The following is a 16,617-nucleotide window of genomic DNA, read 5'->3' as shown; positions in this document are numbered from 1 at the left end:
CCGGCGGCTTGGCAGACTGGTCGCGTGCCCCACCATCTGCTGCTCGCCGAGGACGACCGTGCCATCCGCCATGCCCTGGAAAGGGCGCTCACGCTGGAGGGCTACGAGGTGACGGCCGTGGCCGACGGGGTGGAAGCACTGGCCCAGGCCCACCGCACCCCACCGGACGTCCTCGTCCTCGACGTCATGATGCCCGGCATCGACGGCCTCCAGGTGTGCCGCGTGCTGCGCGCCGAGGGCGACCGCACTCCGATCCTGATGCTCACCGCGCTCGTCGAGACCGCGGACCGAATCGCCGGCCTGGACGCGGGCGCCGACGACTACGTCGTCAAGCCGTTCGACGTCGAGGAGGTCTTCGCCCGGCTGCGGGCGCTGCTCCGCCGCACCGGGAACGGCACCCTCGACGACACCCCCGCACCGGCGCCGCGGGAACCCCGGACCTCCGGCGCGCAGATCTCCGCCGCCGGACTGCGCATGGACGTCCAGGCACGCCGGGTCTGGCGCGGACAGCGCGAGCTGGAACTGACCCGGACCGAATTCGAACTCCTCGAACTCCTCGTCCGCAACGCCGGCATCGTCCTGGACCACTCCACCATCTACGACCGGATCTGGGGCTACGACTTCGGGCCCGGCTCCAAGAACCTCGCGGTGTACGTCGGCTATCTGCGGCGCAAGCTCGACGAGCCGGGGGCACCGGCACTCATCCACACCGTTCGGGGCGTGGGGTACGTCCTGAGGGAGGACTGAGTGCCACCACCCCTCCCCGGCCCGGCCGAACCCCCGGGGACGCCGCGGGCACGGACTGCTCGGGTGACCCGGTTCGCGGCGACACCCCGCCGGCTGCGCCGGGTGTCCTCCCTGCGCGCCACCTTCACCGTGTCCTTCGCCGCCGTCGCCGCCGCCGTCACGGTCCTGGTCGGGTTCCTGAGCTACGACGCCGCCGCCCGGCTGGTGCGCGTCGACCAGCAGACGGTCTTCGCCGAGGTCGTGCAGGACCTGCGCGACCAGGTCCGTGAACACCCGCTCCAGCCGCAGGACTTCGCCTCCCCCGACACCGACCACGACGGACCCCTCGACGACATCATCCGGCCCAGCCGCACCGACATCCAGGTGCTCGGGCCCGGAGGCGCGATGGTCGACCGCGGCAGTCCGCCCCTGCCCGTCAACGGTCACGACCGGGCGATCGCCGACGACGGCACGGCGGGCGAACTGGAGGAGCACAAGGACGTCGACGTCGACGGCGACCGCTACCGGATCGCGACCGTCGCGCTCGGCGGCGGACGGGGCGCGGTGCAGATCGCCCAGCAGTTCAGCGACACGGAGGACCTGCTCCGGGAGCTCCAGCAGCGGACCGTGCTGCTCGTCGGGGCCGTCGTGGTCGCCGCGGGGCTGTTCGGCTGGTGGCTGGCCCGGCGCATCACCCGGCGCCTGGTGCGGCTCGCCGGGGCCGCCGAGGACGTGGCGCGCACCGGTCGCCTCGGCATCCAGGTGCCGGTCACCGGCTACGACGAGGTGGCCCGGCTCGGCCGGTCCTTCGACCGGATGCTCGGCCGCCTCGCCCAGTCGGAGGAGGACCAGCGCCGCCTCGTCCAGGATGCGGGACACGAGCTCCGTACGCCACTGACCTCCCTGCGGACGAACATCTCGATGCTCCGCCGGATCGACGAGCTGCCGCCCGACGCCCGCGAGGAACTCGTCGCCGACCTGGCCCTGGAGTCCCGGGAGCTGACCGATCTGGTCAACGAACTGGTGGCCCTCGCGGCCGGCCAGTCCGACACCGAGCCCGTGCGGCAACTCGACCTCGCCGAACTCGCCGAGGACGTCGCGATCGTCGCGCGCCGTCGCACCGGCCGGGAGATCACGGTCCACGTCACCGGGGACACCGCGGTCGACGGCCGGCCGACCGCCCTCCAGCGCGCGGTCTCCAACCTCGTGGAGAACGCCGCCAAGTTCGACCGGGGCGGCAAGTCCCCGATCGAGGTCGTGGTGGCGGGTCCCGCCCCGCGGACCGGCGCGGGGCAATCCGGTGATCCCGGCGGTGGTACGGACATGAGTGCCCGGCCCGGGCCGGTCCGCGTCGAGGTGCTCGACCGCGGACCCGGCATCGGCGACGACGACCTCGTGCGGGTCTTCGACCGCTTCTACCGCGCCGCCGACGCCCGCAGCCTGCCCGGCTCGGGCCTCGGCCTGTCCATCGTCCGCGAGGTCGCCACGGCCCACGGCGGCACACCCTTCGCGTTCCACCGCGAGGGCGGCGGCACGGTGATCGGCTTCACGGTGGGTCGCTGACCTCGCATGCGGGGTCCGGTCCGGTGCCGGTCCGGTGCCGGTCCGGTGCCGGTCCGGTGCCGGTCCGGTGCCGGTCCGGTGGGTGGGTCGGGGCCGTGCCGGTACATCCCAGTCCGTCGCCGCTGGATCAGACGTGAGTGCATGAGGGAGCCGCTGCTCGATCCGAACGTAAGCGACGGACATCAGGGATGTACCGGCACGGCCCCTCGCGCGCGCTGCCGGCTGCGGGTGCGATATCCGCTTCTCAGCTCCGGCCGGGGCAAGATCCGCCGGAGGGGCTGGATCTTGCTCCGGCCGTGCAAGATCCAGCCCCTCCGGCGTTTGAGGAGCGGGGTCTGGGGCGGAGCCCCAGGGGTGGGACGGGTAAGGGCGGAGGGGGCGAAAACAACACCCCGCTACACCCGGAGCGCCGCCAACTGTTCCTCGAACGGGACCACCTTGAAGCCGTCCTCCCGGACGGACGCGGCCGACCGGACGGGAGCAGCCGAGCCGGACGAACCCTGGGCCGGGACAGCCGACGAGGACTGGGCCGGCACCGGGGGCCTTGCCGGGGCCGGTGCAGTGGACGCGCCCGTCAGGGCGGACATCAGTGCCGCCAGTTCACCCGCCGCCCGCTCGATCCGCTCGGCAAGCCCCTCCGCCCCCCAGTCCTCCGAAGCCGCGTACACCCCGGTGGGGACGATCACCGCCCGCAGATACGCGAACAGCGGCCGCAGCGCGTGTTCGAGGACGAGCGAGTGCCGCCCGGTCCCCCCGGTCGCCGCGATCAGCACGGGCTTGCCCGCCAGCGCGTCCTTGTCGAGCACGTCGAAGAAGGACTTGAACAGTCCGCTGTACGAGGCGGAGAACACCGGCGTGACGACGATCAGCCCGTCCGCCGAGGTCACGTCGTCGATCGCGGCGGACAGCGCCGGCCCGGGGAAGCCGTTGGTGAGGTTGTGCGCGATCTCGACGGCGAGATCGCGCAGTTCGACGACGCGCAGGTCCACGGGACCGGACGCCCGGCCGGCGGTCGCCGCCGCCAGCCGGTCGGCCAGCAGCCGCGTGGACGACGGAACGCTCAGCCCCGCCGAGACGACGACGAGCTTCATGCGACGGTCACCTCTTCCTTGGCGGCGGCCACCCGGGCCGCGTGGGTCGGCGCGTCCGGCACATCGGCCGGCCGCCCCTTGGCGAACTCCTCGCGCAGCACCGGCACGACCTGCTCACCGAGGAGGTCGAGCTGCTCCAGGACGGTCTTGAGCGGCAGCCCGGCGTGGTCCATCAGGAACAGCTGGCGCTGGTAGTCACCGGCGTACTCGCGGAACGCCAGCGTCTTCTCGATGACCTGCTGCGGCGAGCCGACGGTCAGCGGTGTCTGCTCGGTGAAGTCCTCCAGCGACGGCCCGTGTCCGTAGACCGGCGCGTTGTCGAAGTACGGCCGGAACTCCCGTACGGCGTCCTGCGAGTTGGGCCGCATGAAGACCTGGCCGCCGAGACCGACGATCGCCTGCTCGGCCGTACCGTGCCCGTAGTGCGCGTACCGCTCGCGGTAGAGCTCGACCATCTTCTTGGTGTGGTCGGCGGGCCAGAAGATGTTGTTGTGAAAGAAGCCGTCGCCGTAGTAGGCGGCCTGTTCGGCGATCTCCGGCGAGCGGATGGAGCCGTGCCAGACGAACGGCGCGACACCGTCCAGCGGTCGCGGCGTCGACGTGAACGACTGGAGCGGCGTACGGAACTTGCCCTCCCACGTCACCACGTCCTCGCGCCACAGGCGGTGCAGCAGCGCGTAGTTCTCGACGGCGAGGTTGATGCCCTGCCGGATGTCCTGACCGAACCAGGGATAGACGGGCCCGGTGTTGCCGCGGCCCATCATCAGGTCCACGCGGCCGTCCGCGAGGTGCTGGAGCATCGCGTAGTCCTCGGCGATCTTCACCGGGTCGTTGGTGGTGATGAGCGTCGTGGACGTGGACAGGACGAGCTTCTCGGTGCGTGCCGCGATGAAGCCGAGCAGGGTGGTCGGGGACGACGGGACGAACGGCGGGTTGTGGTGCTCGCCGGTCGCGAAGACGTCGAGGCCGACCTCTTCCGCCTTCTGCGCGATGGCGACCATGGCCTTGATGCGCTCGTGCTCGCTCGGCTCCCGGCCCGTGGTCGGGTCCGGAGTCACATCGCCGACGCTGAAGATCCCGAACTGCATGGTCGCTCACCCTCCATGTTGTTGACTGTTCAACTATACCTCCGAACCATCACCTCGCCCCAGGTATTCCGCGACTGTCAGTACCCCGCCCTACGATCCCCCCATGGCCGCCCCACGCCGTGACACCCGAGGCATCGTCGACGCCGCGGAGCTCTTCGCGCGCGTCCACTTCTGCCGCCACGAGCCCGCCGAACCACTGCGCCCCTACCTGGAGCACTACTGGCTGATCGACTGGGACCTCACTCAGCCGTACGCCTCGCACGTGGTCCCCCACCCGTCGGCCAACATCGTCTTCCAGCGGTACGCGGGACAGGACCCCTTCGGCGAGGTCGCCGGCATCGGACTCGACCTGTTCACCCAGAAACTGGAGGGGCGGGGCCGGGTGTGCGGAATCCAGTTCCGCCCCGGCGGCTTCCGCCCCTTCGCGCCGGACCGCCCCCTGTCGTCCCTCACCGGGCAGCGGCTCCGCCTCCCGGAGGTCCTCCCCGACTCCGGGAGCGCCGTCGCGGCCGTCCTCGACCCGGACGACGAGCAGGCCCGGGTGGCCGCCCTCGACACCTTCCTCCTGGACCTGGACCCGCGGCCGGACCCGCAGGCCGCCCTCGCGACGGCCCTGGTCGACCGCATCCGCACCGACCGCGCGATCCGCCACGTCGGCGAGTTCGCCGAGGCACAGGGCATGACGGTCCGCGCCCTGCAACGCCTCTTCTCCGCGTACGTCGGCGTCGGCCCGAAGTGGATCATCCTGCGCTACCGCATCCACGAAGCCCTGGAACGCGCCGAGACCGCCGAAACGGTGAACTGGGCGGCCCTCGCCGCCGACCTCGGCTACGCCGACCAGGCCCACCTGGTCCGGGACTTCACAGCGACGGTCGGCGTCCCCCCGACGGCCTACGCGAGCGGCCACCAGCCTTCCTGACCCCCTGGCGACCCCCTCGCTCGCCGAGCCCGTCACCTCTCCGGCAAAACACTTGACCGGACCGCACCTCATGCCCGACATTTATCTGCGTGACACAGACACTGCGCGACACACATGAATCCGGGCACCCGCCCGCCCATCCGCCCGCCCGCACCCGCTGGGCGATCCTCGGCGTCGTCCTCGCCGCCGACGTCCTGGACCTCCTCGACGGCACCATCACGAACATCGCCGCCCCGACCATCGCCCACGACCTGGGCGGCGGCACCGCCCTCATCCAGTGGCTCGGCGCGTCCTACGCCCTCGCGCTCGGCGTCCTCCTCGTCCTCGGCGGACGGCTCGGCGACAAATACGGCCGCCGACGCCTCTTCCTGACCGGCCTCGCCGGCTTCACAGCGGCCTCGGTCGCCTGCGGCCTCGCACCGACGCCGGAAACCCTCGTCGCCGCCCGCCTCGCCCAGGGCGCCTTCGGCGCGCTCGTCATTCCGCAGGGTTTCGGCATCCTCGGCGCGACCTGGCCCCGGAACGAGATCGGCAAGGCGTACAGCCTGTTCGGACCGGTGATGGGCCTGTCCGCCGTCGGCGGCCCGATCCTCGCCGGACTCCTCATCGACGCCGACCTCGCCGGCCTCGGCTGGCGCTCGATGTTCCTCATCAACATCGCCCTCGGCGGCGCCGCGCTCCTCGCCGCCGCCCGGCTGCTCCCCCGCGACACCGGCGACCGCACGACCACCGTCGACGCCCCCGGTTCCGCCCTCCTCGGCGCCACCATGCTCGCCGTGCTCACCGGCCTCATCCAGGGCTCGGCCCACGGCTGGACCGCGCTCCCCGTCCTCCTCCTGATCGCCGGCCTCGCGCTCTTCGCGGCGTTCTGCCACCGCCAGCGCACCGCGCCCAGCCCCCTGATCCGGCCCTCCCTCCTGCACAACCGCGGCTTCACCTCAGGACTCCTCCTCGGCGTCGTCTTCTTCGCCGCGGTCGCCGGTCTCCTCTACGTCGTCTCCCTCTTCCTCCAGCAGGGCCTCGGCCGCTCCCCCGCGGCTGCCGCCCTCGCCCTGATGCCCCTGTCGGCGGGCATCGTCATCGCCTCGATCGCCTGTTACCGCCTGATCGCCCGCCTGGGCCGCCGCCTCGTCCTCATCGGCTTCCTCGTCACGCTCGCCGGGACCGCCCACCTCCTCGCCCTGGTCACCACCTCCGGCACGGACACCGGAAGCTGGGCCCTGGTCCCCCCGCTGCTCGTCATCGGCCTGGGCATGGGCGCCTGCTTCGGCTCCCTCTACGACGTCACCATCGGCGACATCGCGCCCGAGGAGGCCGGCAGCGCGGGCGGCTCGCTCGGCGCGGTCCAGCAGCTCGCCAACGCGATCGGAGCCGCCGCCGTCACCACCGTCTACTTCCGGGCCGGCGGCGGCGAGACCCACGCCACCGCCGTGAGCCTCACCGTCGTCGCCGCCATCACCCTCCTGTGCTGCCCCCTCGTACGCCTGCTGCCGCTCAAGGCACCCGACGAACAGCACCACTAGGGAACGAGGACCAGCCGGCCCCGCAGCCCGCCCTCCGCGAGCCGCGCGTGCGCCTTGACGACCTCGTCGAGCGCGTACGTCTCGGCGACCCGGGTCGTCAGCGCCCCCTCGTCGACGAGCGCCACCAGCTCCGCGAGCCGGGCCCCATCGGCGGCGACCTCCACGGCACCGGTCCGCACTCCGCGCACGGACGCCGGGTGGGCCCCCGGGATGACTCCCATGAAGGCACCCCCGTCCCGGACCCACTCCAGCGCGTCCGCGCCCAGGATCGCCGCGTCCAGCACAGCGTCCACGCTCCCCGGAGCCACCGCGCCCGACACGAACCGGTCGGCACCCAGGGACCGTACGAGCTCCTCGTCGCCCTCCCGGGCCAACGCGGTCACCCGCACGCCGAGCCGGGCGGCGAGCTGCACGGCGTACCCGCCGACGGCCCCCGCGGCACCGGTGATCAGCAGGTTCTGCCCCGGCTCCAGCCCCAGCCCGTCCAGGGCCCGGTCCGCGGTCAGCGCGTTGAGCGGCAGGCTCGCCGCGTGCACAGCGTCGACCGAGCGGGGCGCCAAGGCCACCGCGTCGGCGTCGACGACCACGAGATCGGCGTGCGTGCCGAGGGTCTTGGCGGTCCCGTAAGCCAGCGCCACCACCTCGTCACCCACGTTCCACCCCGAGGCGACCCCGACCGCCTCCACCACACCCGCCACGTCCCAGCCGAGCCCCAGCCGCTTCCCCGCGCCCCCGAAGACACCGGCGCGCACCCCGGCGTCCACGGGGTTGACCCCGGCCGCCGCCACCTTGATCCGCACCTGCCGGGCCCCCGGCTCCGGCACGGCGACCTCGACGATCTCGACCGCTTCCGGTCCACCGAACGTCGTCACAACCGCTGCACGCATCCCAGCTCACCCCATCAGTAGGTCATCCACGGGTCTCTTTCCCGCTGCAACAACCCTAGGAAGAGTTACTATCCATTGGTAAGTAGGCACCTGAAGGTGCGTACGTCACCCGGAGGTGAGTCATGGCGACCACGACAGCGGCCCAGCGGCGCCAGCAGGCCCGTGTCGAGTACGACGCGTTCATCAAGAGCTGCCCCACCAACCAGCTCCTGGACCGCATCAGCGACAAGTGGGTCAGCCTGATCGTGAGCGCGCTCGCCGACGCGGGCGGACCGATGCGCTACAGCGACCTCGGCCGCAAGATCGCCGGCGTCAGCCCCAAGATGCTGACGCAGACGCTGCGTTCACTGGAGCGCGACGGCATCGTCTCCCGCACGGTCACCCCGTCCGTCCCGGTCCGCGTCGACTACGAACTCACGCCGCTGGGCGGCAATCTGAGCTGCCTGCTCACCGCCGTCAAGGACTGGGCGGAACACCACATCGAGGAGGTCGTCGAGGCCCGCGAGCGCTACGACGCCTCGTCCGAGGCCGCCTGAAACTCCCCGGACCGCAGCCGCGCGACCTGCTCGGCACTGAAGTCGACCGTGCGCCGCATGTGCCCGATGATCAGGGCGACCTCAGCGTCGTCGAGCCCGTCGAACAGGCCGTACCAGCCGCCGCCCAGCCGCTCCCACATCCGGCCGAACTCGGCGATCTTCTCCGGCACCGTCGCCACCAGCACCCGCCGCCGGTCCACCACATCGCGCTCCCGCACGACATAGCCCGCCTTCTCCAGCCGGTCCACCAGCCGCGTGGCCGACCCGGTCGTCAGCCCCGTCATCTCGGCGATCCGCCCGGTGGTCACCGGCCCCGCCTCCAGGCTCAGCAGATTCACACACTGCACATCCGTCGGATGCAGCCCGACATGGTCGGCGAGGGCCTGGTTGAACAGCGCGTACGAGGCCATGTACCGCCGCGACACGACCGCCAGCTCCCCCAGCAGCCGCTCCCGCGCTTCCTCAGCCATACCGGCCCCTTCCACCACACCAACGGAAATCGTACGTGCGCCGCCCGGCGACCAACCAGGACCCCGGGAAACCAACGCCCCCACCATCCCCCGGCACAGGCACCCACCCCACCTCCTTTCACCCCCACCCGACTCACCCCGGGGCTCCGCCCCAGCCCCCGCTCCTCAAACGCCGGAGGGGCTGGATCTTGCACGGGAGGGGCCGTGCCGGTACATCCCGAATGTCCGTCGCTTACGTCCGGATCGAGCAGCGGCTCCCGTTCAGAACTGACGTCTGATCCAACGGCGACGGACGGGGATGTACCGGCACGGCCCCGACCCACCCACCGGCCCGGACCCGCACCCCACCCCCACCCACCGGCCCGGACCCGCACCCCACCCCCACCCCCGGACCCGGACCCGCACCCGCACCGGCACCCGCACCCGCACCCGCACCCGGAACGCCAGCGCGAGCACCCCCGCACCCGGGGCTAGAACGCGTAAGAATCCCCGGTGTCCAGCGCCAGCACCCGCTGCCGGTCATTCGCGTGGTTCCGGTCCACCGACCCCCCACCCCACACCGTGTCCACCGCCATCGACACCTCCGAAGGCACCCCCCGCAGCCGCACCCTCACCCGGATCTCCTCCCCCAGCCCATCCGCGGGCAACGCCCCCGTACGGCACACCACCGTCCGCTCCCCCGCCCGCGCGCACCGGGCAGGCAACCGCTGCACATCGTGCAGCGGGGCCGACCACCGCAGCCGCACCGTCGCGTCGCCGACGGGATTCGGCCCATGGTTCCGCGGCGTCAGCCGGACATCGACCCGCCCGCCGGCCACGGTCACGTACCCGTGATAGGCGAGATCGGCCTCGGGCCCCACGACGGCCCCGGCCGCGGGACCGCCACCCACCAGCACAGCCCCCAGACTCAGCACACCCACCGCACACAGCATCCGCATGAGGCCATTTCCTTCGCTCGCTCGCCACCCGGAATGATCATCGGGTCATGGACCCGCATCAGGGGATGTATCCCACCCCTGACGCCCCGCAGGCGCCTGCCAACAGGTGACGCACCATCACGCCGGAGCGCGAGCAACGAGCCCACCCCCGCATGCCACAGTGACCGCATGCCGATCGCCCGCTCCGCCGCCCTCTTCGTCCTCGCCGCGTTCCTCGAGATCGGCGGCGCCTGGCTGGTCTGGCAGGGCGTACGCGAACAGCGCGGCTGGCTCTGGATCGGCTCCGGCGTGATGGCCCTCGGCCTGTACGGCTTCGTCGCCACCCTCCAACCGGACGCCGAGTTCGGCCGCATCCTCGCCGCGTACGGCGGCGTCTTCGTGGCCGGCTCCCTCGCCTGGGGCGTGGTCGCGGACGGCTACCGCCCCGACCGCTGGGACATCACCGGCGCGCTGATCTGCCTGGCCGGCATGGCCGTGATCATGTACGCCCCGCGCGGAAACTGACCGGCCACCGCCCTCGCGCGGAACCTGCCCCTCCCACCGCCGGCAAGCCCACCGCCGGACGACCCACCGCCGCGACACCTCGCCCCCACCCACCGGCGCCTCACCGCCCGCACACCCGTCCCCGCCCCCACCTATCCTTGCCGGAGAAGCCCCAGCCACCGCCAAGGAGCAGCCGTATGACCCCCGCCGCCGCGTCCCGTATCGCCGTCGTCACCGGTGCAAGCAGCGGAATCGGCGCCGCGACGGCCCGGCAGCTCGCGGCCGAGGGCTACCGCGTCGTCGTCACCGCCCGCCGCAAGGACCGCATCGAGGCACTGGCGGCGGAGATCACCGCGGCGGGCGGCCAGGCCACCGCGTACGCCCTGGACGTCACGGACCGCACCGCGGTCGACGAGTTCGCGTCGGCGTTCAAGACGATCGGCGTGCTGGTCAACAACGCGGGCGGCGCGCTCGGCGCCGACCCGATCGCGACGGGCGACCCGGCCCAGTGGCGCCAGATGTACGAGACGAACGTCATCGGCACCCTGAACATCACCCAGGCCCTCCTCCCGGCACTCACGGCCAGCGGCGACGGCACGGTCGTCGTCCTCTCCTCCACGGCGGGCCACGGCACGTACGAGGGCGGCGGTGGCTACGTCGCCGCCAAGCACGCCGAGCACGTCCTCGCGGAGACCCTGCGCCTGGAGATCGTCGGCACGCCCGTCCGGGTCATCGAGGTCGCCCCCGGCATGGTCAAGACCGACGAGTTCGCCCTGACCCGCTTCGGCGGCGACACCGAGAAGGCCGCCAAGGTCTACGCGGGCGTCGCCCAGCCCCTCACCGCCGACGACGTCGCCGAGACCATCACGTGGGCCGTCACCCGCCCGGCCCACGTCAACATCGACCTGCTCGTGGTCCGCCCCCGGGCCCAGGCGTCGAACACGAAGGTCCACAGGGAACTGTGATGACCGACCCGGCGTCACCCGAGGAACAACTCCCCACAGACGACGGGGAACAGGCCCGCCTCGCCCTGGAGAAGAAGCGCGAACGGTACGTCTGGTACTACCTCGCGTACTTCCTCTTCGGCATCCACATCATCGCCTTCGTCATGATCTACGCGGTCCTGCACGCGAAGTGACCCACCGGTCGGGGACCAACCCGAGCAACTCGGCGCATAACTCACAAGGGTGAACCGAATCGATCACCCGCACGTCGTCCGAACTCCCGACCTAGGCTCGCGCCACAACATCAAATGCGACGGCCCCCGGCCGGGACTGCCATCCCGGCCGAGGACCTGACCACCCAGGAAGATCGGACCTTCCCTGTGGCTGAACCTGACACTAGCGCTCGCCCGAAAACCCCCACCGGCCAACGTACGAGAGGGAGGCCTCAGGCCTCCGATGTGGAACTCCTGCTCAGTAGCCTCCGCGGCGTTCCGCAGGGCACCCCGTCGGTACCGGATGTGCTGGCCCTCCGAAAAGCAGGCCGGCGCGCAGTTGTCTTCTACTGCCGCATCTCCTTCGACCGGCACAGAGCAGATGGCCACGGCGTCGAGGACCAGGCAAGGCACTGCGCACGCATCGCTGCGCAGCATCACATGATCGCCGTCCACCGCTACGTCGACAACGACAAGACGGCTTCCAAGGCCGGCGTGCACCGACCTGAATTCGAAGCGATGCTCGCCGCCTTGGACTGCGGGGCGACGGCCGATGGATACCCGGTCGACGGCGTCGTGTGTGTCTCCGACGACCGGCTCTACCGGGACGTACACACCTTCGAGCGCTTCCTGGCATCCTTCACGGCTCACCCCACTCGCGCATACGCCGATGAACTGGGCGTGTACGACCTCTACGGCGAAGCCGGAACTCAGCGCGCCCTGTTGGGGGTTGCGGCATCACGCGCCGAGAGCAAGAAGCAGCAACAGCGGGCGACATTGAACCATCGTGCCCGCGCGGAGCGAGGAGAGCCTGTCGCATCGCGCCGCCCCTTCGGCTGGAACAGCGACAAAATTGCGCTGCACCCCAGGGAGTCGGAGGTGGTTCGCGACGGCGTGCGAAGCCTTCTCGCCGGGAAGACGCTCTCGGCCGTCACCCGGGACTTCGTCGCATCTGGCCATACCAGTTCAATGGGCAACCCATGGCAGCGTCAGACCGTCAAGCAAATTCTTCGCAATCCGCGCATCTGCGGATACCGCAAGCTCCACGGCAAGTTGATCTGCGGTCCCGACGGCAGCCCTGTGATCGGCCAATGGGATCCCATCGTGCCGCCGGAGGAGTGGAAGGCCGTAGCAGACCTGCTGGACCGAGAGCGTCACGCCGGCGGATGGAACAGGGCGGGCACGGCCTCGCGAGGCACCGGCAGGTATCTGCTCACCGGTCTCGCGCGATGCGGAAGACCGCTGGAGGACGGGCGGAGGTGTGACGCGACGATGCACGGCCACCCCACCAGCACGTCTTACGAGTATCGCTGCCGCCTCGCACTGGACGGAGGCTGCGGTCGCGTAAGCCGACAGGGCCCCGCAGTGGACGGACTGATCACTCAGTACGCCCTCGGGGCGCTGGCCCGACAGGCCAATCTTCGCGCGCGTCCCAGCGATACCTGGCCCGGCGAGATGAGACTGGAAGTCGTCCGGCAGCGAAGGGCGTTGCTTCAGGAACAGTGGCACGCGGAGGAGATCAGCGACGCGCTGTACTTCTCGGAACTGGCCTCAGGGGAAGTCGAGTTCAAGCGGCTCGTCAACGACCGGAAAGCCTGGACCGTCAGGCAACCGTCCGATGTACAGCGCTACGGCGACGCAGAGGCTGTCTGGGCCACGAGAAGTCCGGCCGAGAAGCGCGAGATCCTCTTCGGCCTGTTCGAGTCCGTGATCATTCTGCCGGGCAGGAGGGGTTCGCATCGCTTCGACCCCTCCACGGTCGTCCCCGTATGGCAGGAAGCGGACCCGGTCGTGCCGCACGCGTGACCACAACAATTCGGTGATGAAGGGGCCCCGACGTGCCACATGTCGGGGCCCCTTCCATCGGCTGACACAGCGTCCTAGGCCCGATTCCGCGCCTCAACCCTTCACGCAGACGACCTGCTTCAGCTTCGCCACGACCTCCACGAGGTCGCGCTGCTGCTCGATGACCTTCTCGATCGGCTTGTAGGCACCCGGGATCTCGTCCACGACGCCGGAGTCCTTGCGGCACTCCACGCCCTGCGTCTGGTCCTCCAGGTCCTTCGTCGAGAAGCGCCGCTTCGCCGCGTTGCGGCTCATGCGCCGACCCGCGCCGTGCGAGGCCGAGTTGAAGGACTTCTCGTTGCCGAGTCCCTTCACGATGTACGACCCCGTCCCCATCGAGCCCGGAATGATGCCGAACTCTCCGGCCCGCGCGCTGATGGCTCCCTTGCGCGTGACGAGCAGGTCCATGCCGTCGTAGCGCTCGATGTTCACGTAGTTGTGGTGGCAGCTGACCTCGGGCTCGAAGGCCGGCTTCGCCTTCTTGAACTCCTTGCTGACCACGTCCTTCAGGAGCGCCATCATGAGCGCGCGGTTGTGCTTCGCGTACTCCTGGGCCCAGAACAGGTCGTTGCGGTACGCCGCCATCTGGGGCGTGTCCGCGACGAAGACGGCGAGGTCACGGTCGACGAGGCCCTGGTTGTGCGGGAGCTTCTGGGCGACGCCGATGTGGTGCTCGGCCAGTTCCTTGCCGATGTTCCGCGAACCGGAGTGCAGCATCAACCAGACAGAACCAGACGTATCGACGCAAACCTCAACGAAGTGATTCCCTCCGCCCAGCGTTCCCATCTGCTTGACGGCCCGCTCCTGACGGAACTTGACCGCCTCCGCGACCCCGTCGAACCGTCCCCAGAAGTCGTCCCACCCGGCGGTGGCCAGGCCGTGGAAGCGGCCCGGGGCGACCGGGGAGTCGTGCATCCCCCGTCCGACCGGAATCGCCTCCTCGATCTTCGACCGGAGTCGCGAGAGGTCGCCCGGCAGGTCGTTGGCCGTGAGCGAGGTCTTGACCGCGGACATTCCGCAGCCGATGTCGACACCCACCGCCGCCGGGCACACCGCGTCCCGCATCGCGATGACGGAGCCGACCGTCGCGCCCTTGCCGTAGTGGACGTCCGGCATGACGGCGAGCCCCTTGATCCAGGGCAGGGTCGCCACGTTCTGGAGCTGGCGGAGTGCGACATCCTCGACCGACGCGGGGTCGGCCCACATGCGGATGGGAACCTTGGCGCCCGGCACCTCTACGTACGACATATCGTCCTCGATCCCCAGAAAAGCAACAGAAGTCTTAAATCGCAAAACCGGCGCCTAGGTCGACGTATGGGACAACGGACCGGCGTCCACGGCTCTGCGTGCGATACACATTGTCTCCAGGGGCCGCCCCCGTGCGGCAACCGAATAACCACAGGACACCCGGGCCGAAGCGCCGTCGGGAACCGTCGAGAGGAGCCTGACCGTGCAGCGGAAGGCGTACGTATCAGGCGCCGCTGTGCTCCTCGCGGCATTGCTGGCGGGCTGCACGGGCGGTTCGGACGAGGGCGGTTCGCCTCCGGACTCCAAGAGCGGCAACGTCGGCACGACGGCTCCGGCGGCCCAGCCGGGCAAGTACCGCACCCTCCCGCAGGCGTGCACGGCGGCCGATCACGACACCCTCGACGCACTGCTGCCCGGCATCCGGCAGAGCGCGGACGAGAAGCAGCAGGAGAAGCTGTACGAGGGTGAGGCCACGGTCACGTACAACACGGACCGGCGGGACGGCTGCAACTGGAAGGTGGAGTCCACCTCCGCCACCGATCACCTCTTCGTCGACTTCGAGCGCGTGGTCTCGTACGACACCGCGGTGAGCGACGACGACAAGGCCGAGGAGCTCTACACCGTCAAGGAGACGGCGGCAGACCTCCCCGAGCCGTCCGCGTCGGCCTCCGCCTCGAGCGACGACGTCAGTCCGAGCCCGAGCGACAGCACCGGCGCCCCGGCCGGCGACGGAGGCGGCAGCGACGAGGGCGACGGCAAGGGCGACGGCTCCGGCAGCCCTTCCGTCTCCGCCTCCCCGTCGGGAACGCCCACCGCTCTGCAGCCCCGCGTCCTCGACGGTCTCGGCGACCAGGCGTTCCTCGACGACAAGCTGAGCACCGGTTCGTCGACGGCTCAGCAGCGCACGGTGACTGTGGTGTTCCGCACGTCCAACGTGATCGTGACGATCGAATACGCCGAGCAGCCGACGGCTTCCACGGACACCCCGGACAGCGAAGAAATGCAGGACAGGGCGCGGAAGCTGGCCCAGGAGCTGGCCGACAAGCTCAACGACTAGCGGCCCCGCGGCACCTGCGGGCACCCCGGCGCAAACCCCCCGAACGGGAACCGCTCGGGTGCCCCACCGCGTACCGTGGCCCCTCGGACCCGACCGGTCGCACGTTCCATGTGCGGCCGTACCACGAGCGCCACGAGTGAAGGAACCATGCACCGACCAGTACAGCGAGTAGGCCGAGCACCGCGACTCACCCGCATCCTTGTCAGCGCAGCCGCCGTCCCGGTGATGCTCGTCGCCGCGGGCTGTTCCTCGGACTCCGACTCCGGCGACGACGCGCAGAAGAGCGCGAGCGTGACGCCGGACGCGAAGGTGTCCGAGAGCGCCTCGGCCGATGCCATCCAGCCCGCCGCGTACGCGACGCTTCCCGATCCCTGCTCGGTGCTGTCGAAGAAGACACTGGGCGAACTGGTCCCCAAGGGCAGCAAGTCGGGCAAGAAGGGCAGTTCGGACGACGCGGCGCAGCGCGGCAACTGCAACTGGAGCAGCCTCGACAACAACGGTGTGAAGGGCTCTCAGTTCCGCTGGCTGAACGTGGCGCTGCTGCGTTTCGATTCGGACACGCGTGGCTCGGGCGAAGAGCAGGCGCACGCGTACTTCGAGAAGCAGGTCACGGGCGCGCAGTCGGTCAAGGGCGCGAAGGGCGCCAAGTCCGAGCCGGTCGCCGGGACGGGCGACGAGGCGACGGCCGTGCGGTACGACCTGAAGAAGAAGGAGGGCTCCTTCAAGCAGCAGACGATCGTGACGCGCGTCGAGAACGTGGTCGTGACGCTCGATTACAACGGTGCCGGTCTCGCGGGTGAGAAGACCCCGGACGCCGCCGACCTGCTGAAGGACGCCAAGAAGGCGGCGAAGGAGGCGGTGGCCGCGGTGACCGCCGCCAACGGGGACGGCGGCGCGAGCGCGTCCGCTTCGGAGCCGTCCTCTTCGTCGAAGGCGTCGTCCGGCTCGAAGGCGCCGTCCAAGAGCGCCTCCAAGAGCGCTTCGCCGTCGAAGTCCGCGACGAAGAAGGACTGACCCGCCCCCGTCCGTTTTCGGGGCTCAACTCGTATCTTTGGCGGGACAGTTGCAGGGGCCCGGTCCTCTCGGG

The 16,617-nt window shown here is 70.6% G+C and carries 17 protein-coding genes; 11 read left to right on the top strand and 6 right to left on the bottom strand.

Annotated elements, in window-relative coordinates:
- Window positions 1-36 precede the first annotated feature (36 nt).
- A complete protein-coding gene (locus OG788_RS25920) occupies window positions 37-747 on the top strand; it encodes a response regulator transcription factor (RefSeq protein ID WP_406376843.1) in 711 nt (236 codons plus the stop codon).
- A gap of 63 nt (window positions 748-810) precedes the next feature.
- Window positions 811-2,289 (top strand): sensor histidine kinase, encoded by a 1,479-nt coding sequence (locus OG788_RS25915; RefSeq protein ID WP_406373765.1) that lies wholly within the window; start codon window positions 811-813, stop codon window positions 2,287-2,289.
- A gap of 395 nt (window positions 2,290-2,684) precedes the next feature.
- Here OG788_RS25915 and OG788_RS25910 read toward each other — a convergent pair whose 3' ends face one another.
- Together OG788_RS25910 and OG788_RS25905 are read right to left on the bottom strand one after the other, a co-directional pair.
- Window positions 2,685-3,380, bottom strand: a complete 696-nt coding sequence (locus OG788_RS25910) for an FMN reductase (protein ID WP_406373763.1) — start codon at window positions 3,378-3,380, stop codon at window positions 2,685-2,687.
- On the bottom strand, window positions 3,377-4,468 hold the full coding sequence (locus OG788_RS25905) for an LLM class flavin-dependent oxidoreductase (RefSeq protein WP_351556795.1): 1,092 nt from the start codon (window positions 4,466-4,468) through the stop codon (window positions 3,377-3,379). Before OG788_RS25905 ends, OG788_RS25910 begins: the two co-directional genes overlap by 4 nt.
- 103 nt (window positions 4,469-4,571) lie before the next feature.
- On the opposite strand from OG788_RS25905, the gene OG788_RS25900 reads away from it, so the two are divergent.
- Window positions 4,572-5,387: a DUF6597 domain-containing transcriptional factor gene (locus OG788_RS25900; protein WP_406373761.1), complete on the top strand. Its 816-nt coding sequence runs from the start codon at window positions 4,572-4,574 to the stop codon at window positions 5,385-5,387.
- Between the two features lie 89 nt (window positions 5,388-5,476).
- Window positions 5,477-6,910, top strand: coding sequence for an MFS transporter (locus tag OG788_RS25895; RefSeq protein ID WP_406373759.1), 1,434 nt, complete (start codon window positions 5,477-5,479; stop codon window positions 6,908-6,910).
- On the opposite strand, the gene OG788_RS25890 is transcribed toward OG788_RS25895, so the two are convergent.
- Window positions 6,907-7,797 carry an NADP-dependent oxidoreductase gene (locus OG788_RS25890; protein WP_406373757.1) on the bottom strand — a complete coding sequence of 297 codons (891 nt, stop codon included), beginning with the start codon at window positions 7,795-7,797 and terminating at the stop codon, window positions 6,907-6,909. The two genes, OG788_RS25895 and OG788_RS25890, sit on opposite strands and share 4 nt — an antisense overlap.
- A 122-nt stretch (window positions 7,798-7,919) precedes the next feature.
- Here OG788_RS25890 and OG788_RS25885 point away from each other — a divergent pair, with 122 nt between their 5' ends.
- Entirely contained in the window at window positions 7,920-8,333 is a 414-nt protein-coding gene (locus OG788_RS25885) for a helix-turn-helix domain-containing protein (RefSeq protein WP_351556807.1), read from the top strand.
- Here the strand turns inward: OG788_RS25885 and OG788_RS25880 are convergent.
- Entirely contained in the window at window positions 8,306-8,803 is a 498-nt protein-coding gene (locus tag OG788_RS25880; RefSeq protein ID WP_406373755.1) for a MarR family winged helix-turn-helix transcriptional regulator, read from the bottom strand. The genes OG788_RS25885 and OG788_RS25880 overlap by 28 nt on opposite strands.
- 470 nt (window positions 8,804-9,273) lie before the next feature.
- Window positions 9,274-9,741, bottom strand: coding sequence for a hypothetical protein (locus OG788_RS25875; RefSeq protein ID WP_406373753.1), 468 nt, complete (start codon window positions 9,739-9,741; stop codon window positions 9,274-9,276).
- A gap of 168 nt (window positions 9,742-9,909) precedes the next feature.
- On the opposite strand from OG788_RS25875, the gene OG788_RS25870 reads away from it, so the two are divergent.
- From OG788_RS25870 to OG788_RS25855, 4 genes are all read left to right on the top strand, one after another.
- Window positions 9,910-10,245 carry a YnfA family protein gene (locus OG788_RS25870; protein ID WP_406373751.1) on the top strand — a complete coding sequence of 112 codons (336 nt, stop codon included), beginning with the start codon at window positions 9,910-9,912 and terminating at the stop codon, window positions 10,243-10,245.
- Between the two features lie 176 nt (window positions 10,246-10,421).
- Window positions 10,422-11,189: an SDR family NAD(P)-dependent oxidoreductase gene (locus tag OG788_RS25865; protein WP_406373749.1), complete on the top strand. Its 768-nt coding sequence runs from the start codon at window positions 10,422-10,424 to the stop codon at window positions 11,187-11,189.
- Window positions 11,189-11,362 carry a hypothetical protein gene (locus OG788_RS25860; RefSeq protein WP_351556821.1) on the top strand — a complete coding sequence of 58 codons (174 nt, stop codon included), beginning with the start codon at window positions 11,189-11,191 and terminating at the stop codon, window positions 11,360-11,362. The genes OG788_RS25865 and OG788_RS25860 overlap by 1 nt, the downstream gene beginning before the upstream one ends.
- Before the next feature lie 264 nt (window positions 11,363-11,626).
- Window positions 11,627-13,186 carry a recombinase family protein gene (locus OG788_RS25855; protein ID WP_406373747.1) on the top strand — a complete coding sequence of 520 codons (1,560 nt, stop codon included), beginning with the start codon at window positions 11,627-11,629 and terminating at the stop codon, window positions 13,184-13,186.
- A 93-nt stretch (window positions 13,187-13,279) separates the two neighbouring features.
- On the opposite strand, the gene OG788_RS25850 is transcribed toward OG788_RS25855, so the two are convergent.
- Window positions 13,280-14,473 carry an RtcB family protein gene (locus OG788_RS25850; protein ID WP_406373745.1) on the bottom strand — a complete coding sequence of 398 codons (1,194 nt, stop codon included), beginning with the start codon at window positions 14,471-14,473 and terminating at the stop codon, window positions 13,280-13,282.
- Between the two features lie 202 nt (window positions 14,474-14,675).
- Here OG788_RS25850 and OG788_RS25845 point away from each other — a divergent pair, with 202 nt between their 5' ends.
- Window positions 14,676-15,530, top strand: a complete 855-nt coding sequence (locus OG788_RS25845; RefSeq protein WP_406373743.1) for a DUF3558 domain-containing protein — start codon at window positions 14,676-14,678, stop codon at window positions 15,528-15,530.
- A gap of 147 nt (window positions 15,531-15,677) precedes the next feature.
- Window positions 15,678-16,544, top strand: a complete 867-nt coding sequence (locus OG788_RS25840; RefSeq protein WP_406373742.1) for a DUF3558 family protein — start codon at window positions 15,678-15,680, stop codon at window positions 16,542-16,544.
- Window positions 16,545-16,617: the final 73 nt, after the last annotated feature.

It is taken from the genome of Streptomyces sp. NBC_00647 (assembly GCF_045207245.1).
Lineage (GTDB): Bacteria > Actinomycetota > Actinomycetes > Streptomycetales > Streptomycetaceae > Streptomyces.
Note: the sequence above shows the minus strand (reverse complement) of the source record. Positions and strands in the feature narration are given on the sequence as shown.

Excerpts from the sequence above, each read along its gene's own strand:
- OG788_RS25890 (WP_406373757.1), bottom strand. The coding sequence starts at position 7,797 with ATGCGTGCAGCGGTTGTGACGACGTTCGGTGGACCGGAAGCGGTCGAG.
- OG788_RS25840 (WP_406373742.1), top strand. The coding sequence starts at position 15,678 with ATGCACCGACCAGTACAGCGAGTAGGCCGAGCACCGCGACTCACCCGC.
- OG788_RS25900 (WP_406373761.1), top strand. The coding sequence starts at position 4,572 with ATGGCCGCCCCACGCCGTGACACCCGAGGCATCGTCGACGCCGCGGAG.
- OG788_RS25875 (WP_406373753.1), bottom strand. The coding sequence starts at position 9,741 with ATGCGGATGCTGTGTGCGGTGGGTGTGCTGAGTCTGGGGGCTGTGCTG.
- OG788_RS25910 (WP_406373763.1), bottom strand. The coding sequence starts at position 3,380 with ATGAAGCTCGTCGTCGTCTCGGCGGGGCTGAGCGTTCCGTCGTCCACG.
- OG788_RS25885 (WP_351556807.1), top strand. The coding sequence starts at position 7,920 with ATGGCGACCACGACAGCGGCCCAGCGGCGCCAGCAGGCCCGTGTCGAG.
- OG788_RS25870 (WP_406373751.1), top strand. The coding sequence starts at position 9,910 with ATGCCGATCGCCCGCTCCGCCGCCCTCTTCGTCCTCGCCGCGTTCCTC.
- OG788_RS25880 (WP_406373755.1), bottom strand. The coding sequence starts at position 8,803 with ATGGCTGAGGAAGCGCGGGAGCGGCTGCTGGGGGAGCTGGCGGTCGTG.
- OG788_RS25905 (WP_351556795.1), bottom strand. The coding sequence starts at position 4,468 with ATGCAGTTCGGGATCTTCAGCGTCGGCGATGTGACTCCGGACCCGACC.
- OG788_RS25850 (WP_406373745.1), bottom strand. The coding sequence starts at position 14,473 with ATGTCGTACGTAGAGGTGCCGGGCGCCAAGGTTCCCATCCGCATGTGG.
- OG788_RS25860 (WP_351556821.1), top strand. The coding sequence starts at position 11,189 with ATGACCGACCCGGCGTCACCCGAGGAACAACTCCCCACAGACGACGGG.
- OG788_RS25865 (WP_406373749.1), top strand. The coding sequence starts at position 10,422 with ATGACCCCCGCCGCCGCGTCCCGTATCGCCGTCGTCACCGGTGCAAGC.